Origin of the sequence: Pseudomonas sp. BIGb0381, from assembly GCF_024809815.1 — a bacterium.
Lineage (GTDB): Bacteria > Pseudomonadota > Gammaproteobacteria > Pseudomonadales > Pseudomonadaceae > Aquipseudomonas.
On record NZ_JANUEN010000001.1, the window covers coordinates 225,414 to 238,556 of the forward strand.

Consider the following 13,143-nt stretch of genomic DNA (forward strand, 5'->3'; position numbering starts at 1 on the left):
TCGGGTGGCGAAGATCGCCACCCGGGGAAGGGCATCAACGCAGGCCGCGTTGAGTCTCGTCCAGCTCGCGGATGTATTTGAAGATTTTACGGCTGGTGGCCGGCGCCTTGTTGTGCGCCTGCTCGTGCTGGGCCTGACGGATCAGGGAACGCAGTTGCTGGCGGTCCGCGTCCGGGTAGTCCAGCACGAATTTCTCCAGCACCGCGTCATCGCCCGAGATCAGGCGGTCACGCCAACGTTCCAGGTTATGGAAACGTTCGTTGTACTGGCGAGTGGAGGCATCGGTTTGATCAAGCAAGGCGAGAATGGCGTCAGTGTCCTGATCGCGCATCAGCTTGCCGATAAACATGATGTGCCGTTTACGCGCGATATTCGCGGTGTGCTTGGGTGCGTCCGCAAGCGCCCGGCGCATTTCGTCGGTCAGTGGCAGTTTTGCAATCAAGTCTTTCTTGAGCGTTGTAAGGCGCTCGCCAAGGTCAACCAGAGCATGCAGCTCACGTTTGACCTGGGTTTTGCTTTTCTCCCCATCGAGGGAGTCGTCGTAAGAATCAACCATGGTGGCAGTCCGCAAAGAAACGCCGCCATGATAACCAGTCGGGGGCCGCTTGTCCGGCCCGGTCGCTCGATGGCCTTAACCGAAAGCAGAATTTGAGTGGAGAAAACCATGAGTGCAGCCCAAAGCGTCGGTCCGCAAGCGTTACCGGCCCTGCAGGAACAAGTCGAGCAGATCCTTGCCGAGGCCAAGCGCCAGGGGGCCAGTGCCTGTGAAGTGGCGGTGTCACTGGAGCAAGGGTTGTCGACCTCGGTGCGCCAGCGGGAAGTGGAAACCGTTGAATTCAACCGTGATCAGGGCTTTGGCATCACCTTGTACGTGGGGCAGCGCAAAGGTTCGGCCAGTACGTCGGCCAGCGGCCCGGAGGCTATACGCGAAACGGTTGCCGCCGCGTTGGCGATTGCCCAGCACACCTCCGAGGATGAAAGCTCGGGCTTGGCCGATAAGGCGCTGATGGCCAAGGACTTGAAGGATTTCGATCTGTTCCATGCCTGGGATATCACGCCCGAGCGGGCCATCGAGCTGGCGCTGACCTGTGAAGCGGCAGCGTTCGATGCCGATGCCCGCATCAAGAACGCCGATGGCACCACATTGAACACTCATCAGGGCTGTCGCGTATACGGCAACAGCCACGGGTTTATTGGGGGGTATGCGTCCACTCGCCACAGTTTGAGCTGCGTGATGATCGCCGAGGCCAATGGCCAGATGCAGCGTGATTACTGGTACGACGTAAGTCGTCAGGGTGAATTGCTCGCAGACCCGGCCAGCATTGGTCAACGTGCCGCACAACGTGCCGCGAGCCGCCTGGGCGCGCGCCCGGTGCCGACGTGTGAAGTGCCTGTACTGTTTTCGGCGGAGCTGGCGGGCGGTTTGTTCGGCAGTTTCCTGGGGGCCATTTCTGGCGGCAATCTTTATCGCAAGTCTTCGTTCCTTGAAGGGGCGATCGGCCAGACGTTGTTTCCCGAGTGGCTGACCATCGATGAGCGTCCGCACTTGATGCGTGCCATGGGCAGTTCGGCGTTCGACGGGGACGGCCTGGCCACGTATGCCAAGCCGTTCGTCGAAAACGGTGAGCTGGTGTCTTACGTACTCGGCACCTATTCAGGCCGCAAACTCGGCCTGCCAAGCACTGCCAACGCCGGCGGCGTGCATAACCTGTTCGTGACCCATGGCGACGAAGACCAGGCGGCGCTGTTGCGTCGCATGGGACGTGGTCTTTTGGTGACCGAATTGATGGGCCATGGCCTGAATATGGTCACTGGGGATTATTCACGTGGTGCGGCGGGTTTCTGGGTGGAAAACGGTGAGATTCAGTTCGCCGTCCAGGAAGTGACCATCGCCGGCAATATGCGCGATATGTTCAAGCAGATCGTTGCCGTGGGGAATGACCTGGAGCTGCGCAGCAATATTCGCACAGGCTCGGTGCTGATCGAGCGGATGACCGTCGCAGGCAGTTAATCCCGCTACAGCTTCACAAAAAGGCGCGCCTTCTTACGAATGGCGCGCCTTTTTTGTGGGCGTGTTTCAGGAGGTTTGAGGTGTCGCTCTTGTTTTGATTCTCAATATCATTTAATAATAAATATCATTACCGGATGAGTGTGGATCATGAGTTCTGTCCTGCATGAGGATCCTTACCTGGAAAGCTGGCGCTGGATGAGTCGCCAGATTCGCTGTGGTCTGGATCCCAATGAACCTCGCCTGATCGAACATTACCTCAACGAGGGCCGATATCTGGCGTGTTGTACCGCGACCCATCCGTGGACCATCGCTGAAACCTCATTCCGCCTGCTGATCGACACCGCCAGCGATATTGCACTGCCGTGGCATTGGCGCTCCATTTGCCTTGACCAGGCCTGGCGCCCATTACGCGACCTGGAAAAACTCTCTCACTGTGCCTGCCGCCTCAAGCGCTGGCAGACCTTTGCCTGGCAATTGGCGACCTGCGAATTGCTGCCATCAATCTCTCACTCCGACTTGGTGCAAGGATCTAACGATGAGTAACACCCGTATCGAACGCGACAGCATGGGCGAACTGCAAGTCCCCGCCGAGGCCTTGTACGGTGCGCAAACCCAGCGCGCGGTGAACAACTTTCCGATCAGCCACCAACGCATGCCGGCGCAATTCATTCGCGCACTGATCCTGGCCAAGGCGGCTGCTGCCAAGGTCAACGTCGACCTCAAGCAGATCAGTGAAGGGCAGGGCAAAGCCATCGTCGATGCCGCCCAAGGCTTGCTCGAAGGCGATTATATGCAGCACTTCCCGGTGGATATCTTCCAGACCGGTTCCGGCACCAGTTCGAACATGAACGCCAACGAAGTGATTGCGACGCTCGCCAGCCGTTTGCTTGGCGAAGCGGTCAATCCCAACGATCATGTGAACTGTGGCCAAAGCAGCAACGACATCATTCCGACCACCATCCACGTCAGTGCTGCGCTGGTGCTGCACGAGCAAACGCTGCCGGCCTTGCAGCATCTGGTGCAAGTGATCGAGCAGAAAGCCGAAGAGGTTCACCCGTTCATCAAGACCGGCCGTACTCATCTGATGGATGCCATGCCCGTGCGCATGAGCCAAGTGCTCAACGGCTGGGCGCAGCAACTCAAGGCCAATATCGGCCACCTGCAGGACTTGTTGCCGGCCCTGCAGGCTCTGGCCCAGGGCGGTACCGCTGTTGGCACCGGGATCAACGCACATCCGGAGTTTTCGGCACGTTTCAGCCAACAGTTGAGCAGCCTGACCGGCGTGAAATTCACCCCCGGCAAGAACCTGTTCGCATTGATCGGCTCCCAGGACACTGCCGTCGCCGTCTCCGGCCAGTTGAAGGCCACCGCCGTATCGCTGATGAAAATCGCCAACGACCTGCGCTGGATGAACTCCGGCCCGCTGGCCGGCCTGGGGGAGATCGAACTGGAAGGCCTGCAGCCGGGGTCCTCGATCATGCCAGGCAAGGTCAACCCGGTGATTCCGGAAGCCACGGCCATGGTAGCTGCACAAGTCATCGGCAATGACACGGTGATTACCGTTGCCGGCCAATCCGGCAACTTCGAATTGAACGTGATGCTGCCGATCATTGCCCAGAACCTGCTCAGCAGTCTCGAATTGCTGGCCAACGCCAGCCGCCTGCTGGCGGACAAGGCCATCGCCAGCTTCAAGGTCAACGAAGCCAAGCTCAAGGAAGCGTTGTCGCGCAACCCGATCCTGGTCACCGCACTCAACCCGATCATTGGTTACCAAAAGGCCGCCGAGATTGCCAAGAAGGCTTATCAGCAAGGCCGTCCGGTGATTGAGGTGGCCCTTGAGCACACCGACCTGCCCCGTAACCAACTGGAAGTCCTGTTGGATCCGGAAAAACTCACGGCTGGCGGCGTGTAATCACCGACCCTGCTTTGGAGGCTCACCATGGAGCACTGGAAACGCACGATCGAGCGCGCCAATCACTGCTTTATGCAGGGCGAGTTGGTTGACGCTCGCGAGGCCTATCTGCAGGCCCTGGCCCTGGCTCAAGTGCTGTTCGAACGCTGGGCGAATGCCGACGAAGCAGTCGCGGCTTGTGTCATTTCCCATCACAACCTGGCAGACCTGCACCTGCGCCTGAATCAGCCCGAGGAAAGTGCCGAATACCTCTGCGCTATTCACCAGCGCTTGCTGCAGGCCATGCAGGACGTGCGCCTGAGCCCGCAGCTGCGCGAAGCGGCCCTGCGCCAGAGCAGCAAGACTTACGTCGAACTGTTGAATTTCATCAGCGATCACGGTGAGTACCCGCGCACCCATCGCTTACTGGGCGGTGCTGCGGTGCAGCCGACCACGTCTCAATACGGAGCACATTGATATGACCTACACCTTGCCTGCCTTGCCCTATGCCTACGATGCCCTGGAACCGCATATCGATGCGCAAACCATGGAGATTCACTACACCAAGCACCACCAGACCTACATCAATAACCTCAATGCTGCGGTCGAGGGCACCGAATTTGCGGGCTGGCCTGTAGAGAAACTGGTGTCCAGCGTGCAGCAGCTGCCGGAAAAACTACGTGCGGCCGTCATCAACCAAGGCGGCGGCCACGCCAACCACTCACTGTTCTGGGCGGTTATGTCACCTAAAGGTGGCGGCAAGCCCGACGGTGCGTTGGGAAAAGCTGTTGAAGAACAACTCGGCGGTTTCGACAGTTTCAAGGAGGCCTTCACCAAAGCCGCCTTGACCCGTTTCGGCAGCGGCTGGGCCTGGCTGAGCGTCACCCCGCAAAAGAGGCTGATAGTGGAAAGCAGCGGCAACCAGGACAGCCCACTGATGAATGGCAATACGCCGATCCTCGGCCTGGACGTCTGGGAGCATGCTTATTACCTGCGGTACCAGAACCGTCGTCCTGAATACATCAATGCCTTCTACAGTGTTATTAACTGGCCGGAAGTTGCCGCACGCTATCAGGCCGCGTTGGCCTGACATTCCCTTCGATAACAAGATCTAAGGCCGACTATGGGCACTGAAACACTGGCGATCAGCAGCGTGCGAATGTTTCGTTATGCGTTTGGCTCGTTGCTGCTATTGGCAGGTACTGCATTGCTGGTGGCTCACGGGCTGGCCTGGCTGGATCTGGAGCCGCGCATCATGCGCGCCTTGCAGGGCGGGGCGATTTGCGCGCTTGGCACGGCGCTGGGGGCAGTTCCGGTCTTGGTGATTCGACGGATGCCGCTGGCGTTGAGCGATACCTTGTTGGGCTTCGGTGCTGGCGTGATGCTGGCGGCGACCGCCTTTTCGCTGGTCGTACCGGGTATTGCTGCTGCCGAAGCGATTGGTCTTTCGCCCTGGGGGGCAGGGGGGCTGATCAGCTTCGGCATCATGCTGGGGGCGTTCGGTCTGTATCTGGTGGATCGCAAGGTCTCCGGCGCCAGCCCGGAGATGTTGGTGGGTACGCCGGATAAACCGGTGATTCCACCGCGCATCTGGCTGTTCGTGTTTGCCATCATCGCCCACAACATCCCCGAAGGCATGGCGGTTGGCGTCTCAGCCGGCGGCGGCATGCCGGATGCCGACAGCCTGGCCATGGGCATTGCCTTGCAGGATGTGCCAGAAGGTCTGGTGATTGCGTTGGTATTGGCGGGGGCAGGGATGTCGCGGGTCAAGGCATTCCTGATCGGTGCCGCGTCAGGCTTGGTGGAGCCTGTGTTCGCCGTGCTTTGCGCCTGGCTGGTGAGCCTGGCCGAGGTGCTGTTGCCGTTAGGCCTGGCGCTGGCCGCTGGCGCGATGTTGTTGGTGGTCACCCACGAAGTGATCCCGGAGTCGCGCCGCAATGGTCACGAAAAGCTTGCGAGCCTGGGGTTGTGCATCGGGTTCTGCTTGATGATGGTGATGGATACCGCCTTGGGGTGAAGCCTCTGGCTTCACACCCGCCTCAACGGGTGAGTTTTACTCACCCTCATCAAAGAAGTTGTTGATCAGCGCCACCAGGGCGTCCATTGCTTCCTGCTCTTGCTCGCCCTCGGTGCTCAAATGAATCTTGGTGCCCTTGCCTGCCGCCAACATCATCATCGCCATGATGCTTTTGCCATCGACCATGCTCTCCGGTGTGCGCCCGGCGCGGACCTGGCAAGGGAACTGCCCGGCAATACCAACGAATTTGGCCGAGGCGCGGGCATGCAGGCCCAGCTTGTTGATGATTTCAATTTCCAGAGCGGGCATCGCGGGGGTGTTCCTTTCAGCTAAGGTCGCGGTGGCGAACCTGGACGTTCTTGAGGGTTTGTTGCAGCACCTGGCCCAGGCGCTCGGTCAGGTAGACGGAACGGTGGTGGCCGCCGGTGCAGCCGATGGCAATGGTGACATAGGCTCGATTGCTCGCGGCAAAACGCGGCAACCATTTGAGCAGGTAGCTGGAAATGTCCTGGAACATCTCCTCCACATCCGGTTGCGCGGCCAGGTAATCGGCCACTGGCTGATCCAGCCCCGATTGGTCACGCAGTTCCGGCTTCCAATAAGGATTGGGCAGGCAGCGCACGTCGAACACCAAGTCGGCATCCACCGGCATGCCACGCTTGAACCCAAAGGACTCGACCAGAAATGCCGTGCCAGGCTCCGGCTGGTTCAGCAGGCGTAGCTTGATGGCATCGCGCAACTGATACAGGTTGAGGCTGGTGGTGTTGATCTTGAGATCGGCGAGGTCAATGATCGGCCCCAGCAGCTTGGTTTCATCCTCGATGGCTTCGGCCAGAGAACGGTGTGGGCTGCTGAGGGGGTGACGTCGACGGGTCTCTGAGAAGCGCTTAAGCAGGGTTTCTTCGTCGGCGTCCAGATACAGCACATCGCAGTGAATGTGCTTGGCGCGCACTTCTTCGAGCAATTCCGGAAAACGCGTGAGGTGGCTCGGCAGGTTGCGGGCGTCAATCGAAACGGCGACCAGGGGTTGCGCCAATTCGGTATGGATCAGTGCCCGCTCTGCCAATTCCGGGAGCAGTCCGGCCGGCAAGTTGTCGATGCAATAGAATCCGTTGTCCTCAAGAACGTTGAGGGCAGTACTTTTACCCGAGCCGGAGCGGCCGCTGACGATGATCAAACGCATGATTACTGCCCGTTTTGCTCATCCAGGACAACTTGGTACAGCGCCTCGTTGCTACTGGCACTGCGCAGTTTGTCGCGTACTTCCTTGCGATCGAGCATGCTTGCGATCTGCCGAAGCAGTTCCAGGTGTGCATCGGTGGCGGCCTGTGGGACCAGCAGAACAAAAAGCAGGTCCACCGGGGCACCGTCGATCGCGTCGAAATCGATAGGTGCGTCCAGGTGCAGCAGGGCGCTGACAGGTGTCTCGCAGCCTTTGAGGCGGCAGTGAGGAATGGCGATGCCGTTGCCAAAACCGGTGGAACCGAGTTTTTCACGGGCGATCAGAGCCTCAAAGACATCCTGCATCTCCAGATCAGGCACTTGGCTGCTGATCAGGTTGGCAATTTGTTCGAGGGCTTTCTTCTTGCTGCCGCCCGGCACGTTCACGAGGGAACGGCCGGGGGTCAGGATGGTTTCAAGTCGGATCATGGGGGGAGAGTTAACGACCTGTGCCCTGAAGCAGGCTCAGATTCTTTTCCTTATGCTTTTTGAGTTGGCGGTCAAGCTTGTCTGTGAGCAAGTCGATTGATGCATACATGTCTTCATGTTCGGCATTGGCGACCACTTCTCCACCGGGTATCTGAAGTGTCGCTTCGATTTTCTGCTGAAGCTTGTCGACCTTCATGATGACCTGCACGTTGGTGATCTTGTCGAAATGGCCCTCAAGCTTCCTCAGCTTCTGCTCGACGTAGTCGCGTAGTGGAGGGGTGACTTCTATATGGTGTCCACTGATGTTGACTTGCATACAGCTTCTCCTTCGTTGCCAGTGCATAAAGCGGCGGGTAGGAATACCCGCCACTGGAACGCTGTGGCCCGCCCGTCACATCAAACGCTTACGCTCGCTGGAAGGCGCGATCCCAAGGGATTCGCGGTACTTGGCGACGGTTCGACGGGCGACCTGAATGCCTTGTGCTTCCAGTAAACCAGCGATCTTGCTGTCACTCAACGGCTTTTTCTGATTTTCCGCAGCAACCAGTTTTTTGATGATCGCGCGGATTGCCGTGGACGAGCATTCACCACCTTCCGAGGTGCTGACATGACTGGAGAAAAAGTATTTCAACTCATAAATACCCCGTGGGGTATGCATGAATTTTTGTGTGGTCACCCGGGAAATCGTCGATTCGTGCATACCCACTGCTTCTGCGATGTCGTGCAGGACCAGCGGCTTCATCGCCTCGTCACCATATTCCAGGAAGCCGCGCTGGTGCTCGACGATCTGGGTGGCCACTTTCATCAGGGTTTCGTTGCGGCTTTGCAGGCTCTTGATGAACCAGCGGGCTTCCTGCAACTGGTTGCGCATGAAGGTGTTGTCGGCACTGGTGTCGGCGCGGCGCACAAAACCGGCATATTGCGGGTTGACCCGCAGGCGCGGCACCGATTCCTGGTTCAGTTCCACCAGCCAGCGTTCGTTGTCCTTGCGCACGATCACGTCGGGAACGACGTATTCGGCTTCGCTGGACTCAATCTGCGAGCCTGGACGCGGGTTGAGGCTTTGCACCAGCTCGATGACCTGGCGCAGGTCGTCTTCCTTGAGCTTCATGCGCCGCATCAACTGGCTGTAGTCGCGGCTGCCCAGCAGGTCAATGTAGTCGGTGACCAGGCGCTGGGCCTCGGCGAGCCATGGGGTCTTGGCGGGCAACTGACGCAGTTGCAGCAGCAGGCATTCGCTCAGGGTGCGGGCACCGATGCCGGCGGGCTCGAATTGTTGGATGCGGTGCAGGACCGCTTCGATTTCGTCCAGCTCGATATCCAGTTCCGGGTCAAAGGCCTCGAGAATCTCTTCGAGCGTCTCGTCCAGATAGCCCTGGTTATTGATGCAGTCGATCAGGGTCACGGCGATCAGGCGATCGGTGTCCGACATCGGCGCGAGGTTCAGTTGCCACAGCAGATGGCTCTGCAGGCTCTCGCCGGCGGAAGTGCGGGTGGTGAAGTCCCACTCGTCATCGTCATTGCTGGGCAGGCTGCTGGCGCTGGTCTGGTAGACATCCTCCCAGGCGGTGTCCACCGGGAGCTCGTTGGGAATACGTTCGTTCCAATCGCCTTCCTCAAGGTTATCCACCGTGGGGGCGGTTTCCTGGTAGGAGGGTTCCTGTACGTCGGAATTGGGTTTTTGCTCGATGTTGTCGGCCAGTGGGTCTGCATTATCGAAGTCGTCGCCTTCTTCCTGGCGTTCGAGCATCGGATTGGACTCCAGGGCCTCCTGGATTTCCTGTTGCAGGTCCAGGGTCGACAATTGGAGCAGGCGGATGGCCTGTTGCAGCTGCGGTGTCATCGTCAGCTGCTGGCCCATTCTCAGGACTAGCGATGGTTTCATGGCAGGGGCTTAACACCTTATTCGCCGGCGCAATGCGCCATCCACGACAGGGCGCGTGAGCGCCAAACATAAGCAAATTATATGCCTGATATCGGGTGCTTTGCCTAGAGCGCGGTAACAATAAAAATCCGGAGGTTTTCATTGACTCCCGCGCGCTTTGGCGAGCGGCCGTGACACCACGGTGTTTACAGGCGGAACTCGTGACCCAGGTACACTTCCTTGACCAGCTCGTTGGCCAGGATGGTGGCAGAGTCGCCTTCGGCGATCAGCTGACCATCGTTGACGATATACGCGGTTTCACAGATGTCGAGGGTCTCACGCACGTTGTGGTCGGTGATCAGTACACCGATGCCCTTGGCCTTGAGGTGATGGATGATCTGCTTGATGTCGCCGACCGAGATGGGGTCGACGCCGGCAAACGGTTCGTCCAGCAGAATGAACTTGGGGGCGGTGGCCAGGGCGCGGGCGATTTCCACGCGACGCCGCTCACCACCGGACAGGCTCATGCCAAGGTTGTCTCGAATGTGGTTGATGTGGAATTCCTGAAGCAGGCTTTCCAATTCTTTGCGGCGGCCTTCACGGTCGAGTTCCTTGCGGGTTTCAAGGATGGCCATGATGTTGTCGGATACCGACAGCTTGCGGAAGATCGACGCTTCCTGCGGAAGATAGCCGATACCGGCACGGGCGCGCCCGTGCATTGGCTGGTGGCTCACATCCAGGTCGTCGATCAGTACGCGACCTTGGTCCGCCTGGACCAGGCCGACAATCATGTAGAAGCAGGTGGTCTTGCCGGCGCCGTTGGGGCCAAGCAAGCCGACGATCTGGCCGCTGTCGATCGACAGGCTGACGTCGCGCACGACCTGACGGCTTTTATAGGCCTTGGCCAGATGCTGGGCTTTCAGGGTTGCCATTACTCGGCCTTCTTCTTCGGCTGGATAACCATATCGATACGGGGGCGTGGCGCGGTGACCTTGCTGCCATTGGCGCGACCGGCGTTGGCAATCTGCTTCACGGTGTCATAGGTGATCTTTTCACCTTCCGTGGAGTTGCCATCGGGGCTGAGTACCTTGGCCTGGTCGATCAGCACGATGCGATTCTGCTGGGCGTGATACTGGATGGTCTTGCCGTAGCCCTTCATCGGGCCGGTGTCGGTAGCCGACTGCTTCTGTTCGAAGTAAGCCAGGTTGCCCACCGATGTCACCACGTCGATATCGCCCGCTTGAGTGCGCGTCAGTGTCACCGTGTTGCCGGTGATCTTCATCGAACCCTGGGTGATGATCACGCCGCCGGTATAGGTGGCGACGCCTTGCTTGTCATCCAGTTGCGCATCGTCAGCCGAGATGTGGATCGGTTGCTGGCTATCGTTCGGCAGAGCCCAGGCGCTCACGCTTCCCAGTGCTGCGCCCAGGCCGAGCAAAATAGGGAGAGTTTTAACGAGCCTCATACTGTCCTCTTACGTTCGATAGCAGGTGTATCCTGCTTTCTTTCAAATACGCTTTCATTCCCTTGCCAGTCGATACACCGCCAGCGCCGTCGATTCTAACGTCTTGCTCGGTCTGCGCATATTGCTTCTGTGGGAATACGGTCATGCGACTGCTGGTAATCACGGTGTCACGGTTTTTGGCGTCAGTACGCGCAACGCGTACCGAGTCAATCAGTTCTACCTCGGTGCCGTCCGGGTTCACCTCGCCACGCTTGCTCGTGACATGCCACGGAAACTCGGTGCCGCGGTACAGGTTCAGGTCCGGGTTGGTCAGCAGGGTGACTTCCGTGGCCTTCAAGTGCTCGACTTTGTCCGACGTCATTTCGTACTGCACCTTGCCGTCGGGCAGGAACTGCACGCTATAGGCATTGGTGGCGTAATAGTCGATGGCCCCGTCGTCAACCTGCGCGGCAGGCTGGTCGAGGAAGCGCCCCGGGCTGATATTCCAGTAGCCCACCGCAAGGAACAGCGCGGCGATGACTCCGAATAGCAGGAAGTTGCGAATCTTTTTGCTCAGCATAAAACGCTCTATAGGTAGGCGGCGTGGGCCGCTTCAAGACTGCCTTGGGCTCGCAGGATCAGTTCACAGAACTCGCGGGCGGCACCTTCGCCGCCGCGGGCGGTGGTGATGCCGTGGGCGTGCTCGCGAACAAATGTCGCCGCATTGGCGACGGCCATGCCCAGGCCTACTCGGCGAATGACCGGCAAGTCAGGCAGATCATCGCCCAGATAGGCGACCTGCTCATAGCTTAGGTTGAGTTTGCCAAGAAGCTCGTCCAGAACCACCAGTTTATCCTCGCGGCCCTGATACAGGTGAGGAATACCGAGGTTTTGTGCGCGGCGTTCCACAACCGGGGTTTTTCTGCCGCTGATAATCGCCGTTTGCACGCCCGAAGCCATCAGCATCTTGATGCCCTGGCCGTCGAGGGTATTGAACGTCTTGAATTCGCTGCCGTCTTCGAGAAAGTACAGGCGGCCATCGGTCAGTACGCCGTCAACGTCGAAAATCGCCAGTTTGATGTGTTTGCCGCGTTGCAACAGGTCGCTGGTCATTTACATCACTCCCGCACGCAGCAAGTCGTGCATGTTCAGGGCGCCAATCGGGTGGTCGTCGCTATCGATCACCACCAGTGCGCCGATCTTGTGGTCTTCCATGATCTTCAATGCTTCGGCTGCCAGCATTTCAGGGCGTGCAGTCTTGCCATGGGGGGTCATCACGGCGTCGATGGTCGCGGTGCGGATATCGATGGTGCGGTCCAGGGTGCGGCGCAAATCACCGTCAGTGAATACCCCGGCTAGGCGCCCATCGGCTTCCAGGATCACGGTCATACCCAGGCCCTTGCGGGTCATTTCCATCAGCGCGTCCTTCAGCAGGGTGCCGCGCTGGACGTGGGGCAATTCCTCGCCCGAATGCATGACATTTTCCACTTTCAGCAACAGACGGCGGCCCAGGGCACCACCTGGGTGGGAAAACGCGAAGTCTTCAGCGGTGAATCCGCGGGCTTCCAGCAGCGCTACGGCCAAGGCGTCGCCCATGACAAGGGCTGCGGTGGTGGAGGAGGTCGGCGCCAGGTTCAGCGGGCAGGCCTCGTGGTCCACGTGAACATTCAGGTTCACGTCGCCGGCCTTGGCCAGCGTTGATTCCGGGTTGCCGGTGACGCTGATCATCTTGATGCCCAGGCGCTTGATCAGCGGCAGCAGGGTCACGATTTCGTTGGTGGTGCCGGAGTTGGACAGCGCCAGGATGATGTCATCCTTGGTGATCATGCCCATGTCGCCGTGGCTGGCTTCGGCCGGATGTACGAAAAATGCGGTGGTCCCGGTGCTGGCCAGGGTGGCGGCGATCTTGTTGCCGACGTGGCCCGACTTGCCCATGCCGACCACGACAACACGGCCCTTGCTGGCCAGAATCATCTCGCAGGCGCGTACGAAATCTGCGTCGATATGGGCCAGCAAGCCTTCTACGGCTTCAACTTCGAGGCGGATGGTGCGTTGCGCGGATTGAATAAGGTCGCTGGATTGGCTCATGTCTGAAGTCGTATAGCCTGACGAAAAGTCGGCGATTATAGCGGTAATGATCAATTCCCTCACGCAAGTTCGTCAGGCTTTATTCAACGAATACCTGAGATCGATCCTCAGTAACATAGCCAGCAACCTTTTTTCCCTGTCCCTAAACTGAACTAGCGCTGTTCCGGCCTTGGGCGCC

Annotated in this window: 17 protein-coding genes; 6 read left to right on the forward strand and 11 right to left on the reverse strand. The window is 59.0% G+C overall.

The window, feature by feature from the left end; all coding sequences use genetic code 11:
• Nucleotides 1-34: 34 nt before the first annotated feature.
• Nucleotides 35-556, reverse strand: a complete 522-nt coding sequence (yjgA, locus tag M2397_RS01085) for a ribosome biogenesis factor YjgA (RefSeq protein WP_017138246.1) — start codon at nt 554-556, stop codon at nt 35-37.
• Between the two features lie 108 nt (nt 557-664).
• Here yjgA and pmbA point away from each other — a divergent pair, with 108 nt between their 5' ends.
• The 6 genes from pmbA (at nt 665) to M2397_RS01115 (ending at nt 5,919) form a co-directional block, all read left to right on the forward strand.
• On the forward strand, nt 665-2,011 hold the full coding sequence (gene pmbA / locus M2397_RS01090; RefSeq protein WP_259242157.1) for a metalloprotease PmbA: 1,347 nt from the start codon (nt 665-667) through the stop codon (nt 2,009-2,011).
• A gap of 147 nt (nt 2,012-2,158) precedes the next feature.
• Nucleotides 2,159-2,554 (forward strand): FagA protein, encoded by a 396-nt coding sequence (locus tag M2397_RS01095; protein ID WP_131698429.1) that lies wholly within the window; start codon nt 2,159-2,161, stop codon nt 2,552-2,554.
• Entirely contained in the window at nt 2,547-3,923 is a 1,377-nt protein-coding gene (locus M2397_RS01100) for an aspartate ammonia-lyase (RefSeq protein WP_259242158.1), read from the forward strand. Before M2397_RS01095 ends, M2397_RS01100 begins: the two co-directional genes overlap by 8 nt.
• A gap of 27 nt (nt 3,924-3,950) precedes the next feature.
• Nucleotides 3,951-4,379, forward strand: a complete 429-nt coding sequence (locus M2397_RS01105) for a hypothetical protein (RefSeq protein WP_131698427.1) — start codon at nt 3,951-3,953, stop codon at nt 4,377-4,379.
• 1 nt (nt 4,380) lies between these two features.
• Entirely contained in the window at nt 4,381-4,992 is a 612-nt protein-coding gene (locus M2397_RS01110) for a superoxide dismutase (protein ID WP_259242159.1), read from the forward strand.
• A 33-nt stretch (nt 4,993-5,025) separates the two neighbouring features.
• The gene (locus M2397_RS01115; RefSeq protein WP_259242160.1) at nt 5,026-5,919 is read left to right on the forward strand and encodes a ZIP family metal transporter; all 894 of its coding nucleotides are present in this window, start codon (nt 5,026-5,028) and stop codon (nt 5,917-5,919) included.
• Nucleotides 5,920-5,955: 36 nt separating this feature from the next.
• Here the strand turns inward: M2397_RS01115 and M2397_RS01120 are convergent, their stop codons facing one another.
• The 10 genes from M2397_RS01120 to M2397_RS01165 form a co-directional block, all read right to left on the reverse strand.
• Nucleotides 5,956-6,228, reverse strand: coding sequence for an HPr family phosphocarrier protein (locus tag M2397_RS01120; protein WP_131698424.1), 273 nt, complete (start codon nt 6,226-6,228; stop codon nt 5,956-5,958).
• A gap of 16 nt (nt 6,229-6,244) precedes the next feature.
• Nucleotides 6,245-7,102: an RNase adapter RapZ gene (gene rapZ, locus M2397_RS01125; protein WP_027604814.1), complete on the reverse strand. Its 858-nt coding sequence runs from the start codon at nt 7,100-7,102 to the stop codon at nt 6,245-6,247.
• Nucleotides 7,103-7,104: 2 nt separating this feature from the next.
• Nucleotides 7,105-7,569, reverse strand: a complete 465-nt coding sequence (gene ptsN / locus M2397_RS01130; protein WP_131698423.1) for a PTS IIA-like nitrogen regulatory protein PtsN — start codon at nt 7,567-7,569, stop codon at nt 7,105-7,107.
• A gap of 10 nt (nt 7,570-7,579) precedes the next feature.
• Complete coding sequence (gene hpf, locus M2397_RS01135) at nt 7,580-7,885, reverse strand: ribosome hibernation-promoting factor, HPF/YfiA family (protein WP_090409416.1); 306 nt, start codon at nt 7,883-7,885, stop codon at nt 7,580-7,582.
• 75 nt (nt 7,886-7,960) lie between these two features.
• Nucleotides 7,961-9,454 (reverse strand): RNA polymerase factor sigma-54, encoded by a 1,494-nt coding sequence (locus M2397_RS01140; protein ID WP_065924292.1) that lies wholly within the window; start codon nt 9,452-9,454, stop codon nt 7,961-7,963.
• 185 nt (nt 9,455-9,639) lie between these two features.
• Nucleotides 9,640-10,365: an LPS export ABC transporter ATP-binding protein gene (gene lptB, locus M2397_RS01145; RefSeq protein ID WP_027604810.1), complete on the reverse strand. Its 726-nt coding sequence runs from the start codon at nt 10,363-10,365 to the stop codon at nt 9,640-9,642.
• Nucleotides 10,365-10,898, reverse strand: coding sequence for a lipopolysaccharide transport periplasmic protein LptA (gene lptA / locus M2397_RS01150; protein ID WP_027604809.1), 534 nt, complete (start codon nt 10,896-10,898; stop codon nt 10,365-10,367). The genes lptB and lptA overlap by 1 nt, the downstream gene beginning before the upstream one ends.
• A complete protein-coding gene (gene lptC, locus M2397_RS01155) occupies nt 10,885-11,457 on the reverse strand; it encodes an LPS export ABC transporter periplasmic protein LptC (RefSeq protein WP_131698422.1) in 573 nt (190 codons plus the stop codon). Before lptC ends, lptA begins: the two co-directional genes overlap by 14 nt.
• Before the next feature lie 8 nt (nt 11,458-11,465).
• On the reverse strand, nt 11,466-11,990 hold the full coding sequence (locus tag M2397_RS01160) for an HAD family hydrolase (RefSeq protein ID WP_131698421.1): 525 nt from the start codon (nt 11,988-11,990) through the stop codon (nt 11,466-11,468).
• Nucleotides 11,991-12,965, reverse strand: a complete 975-nt coding sequence (locus M2397_RS01165) for a KpsF/GutQ family sugar-phosphate isomerase (protein WP_131698420.1) — start codon at nt 12,963-12,965, stop codon at nt 11,991-11,993.
• Nucleotides 12,966-13,143: the final 178 nt, after the last annotated feature.

Excerpts from the sequence above, each read along its gene's own strand:
- yjgA (WP_017138246.1), bottom strand. The coding sequence starts at position 556 with ATGGTTGATTCTTACGACGACTCCCTCGATGGGGAGAAAAGCAAAACC.
- pmbA (WP_259242157.1), top strand. The coding sequence starts at position 665 with ATGAGTGCAGCCCAAAGCGTCGGTCCGCAAGCGTTACCGGCCCTGCAG.
- M2397_RS01095 (WP_131698429.1), top strand. The coding sequence starts at position 2,159 with ATGAGTTCTGTCCTGCATGAGGATCCTTACCTGGAAAGCTGGCGCTGG.
- M2397_RS01100 (WP_259242158.1), top strand. The coding sequence starts at position 2,547 with ATGAGTAACACCCGTATCGAACGCGACAGCATGGGCGAACTGCAAGTC.
- M2397_RS01105 (WP_131698427.1), top strand. The coding sequence starts at position 3,951 with ATGGAGCACTGGAAACGCACGATCGAGCGCGCCAATCACTGCTTTATG.
- M2397_RS01110 (WP_259242159.1), top strand. The coding sequence starts at position 4,381 with ATGACCTACACCTTGCCTGCCTTGCCCTATGCCTACGATGCCCTGGAA.
- M2397_RS01115 (WP_259242160.1), top strand. The coding sequence starts at position 5,026 with ATGGGCACTGAAACACTGGCGATCAGCAGCGTGCGAATGTTTCGTTAT.
- M2397_RS01120 (WP_131698424.1), bottom strand. The coding sequence starts at position 6,228 with ATGCCCGCTCTGGAAATTGAAATCATCAACAAGCTGGGCCTGCATGCC.
- rapZ (WP_027604814.1), bottom strand. The coding sequence starts at position 7,102 with ATGCGTTTGATCATCGTCAGCGGCCGCTCCGGCTCGGGTAAAAGTACT.
- ptsN (WP_131698423.1), bottom strand. The coding sequence starts at position 7,569 with ATGATCCGACTTGAAACCATCCTGACCCCCGGCCGTTCCCTCGTGAAC.
- hpf (WP_090409416.1), bottom strand. The coding sequence starts at position 7,885 with ATGCAAGTCAACATCAGTGGACACCATATAGAAGTCACCCCTCCACTA.
- M2397_RS01140 (WP_065924292.1), bottom strand. The coding sequence starts at position 9,454 with ATGAAACCATCGCTAGTCCTGAGAATGGGCCAGCAGCTGACGATGACA.
- lptB (WP_027604810.1), bottom strand. The coding sequence starts at position 10,365 with ATGGCAACCCTGAAAGCCCAGCATCTGGCCAAGGCCTATAAAAGCCGT.
- lptA (WP_027604809.1), bottom strand. The coding sequence starts at position 10,898 with ATGAGGCTCGTTAAAACTCTCCCTATTTTGCTCGGCCTGGGCGCAGCA.
- lptC (WP_131698422.1), bottom strand. The coding sequence starts at position 11,457 with ATGCTGAGCAAAAAGATTCGCAACTTCCTGCTATTCGGAGTCATCGCC.
- M2397_RS01160 (WP_131698421.1), bottom strand. The coding sequence starts at position 11,990 with ATGACCAGCGACCTGTTGCAACGCGGCAAACACATCAAACTGGCGATT.
- M2397_RS01165 (WP_131698420.1), bottom strand. The coding sequence starts at position 12,965 with ATGAGCCAATCCAGCGACCTTATTCAATCCGCGCAACGCACCATCCGC.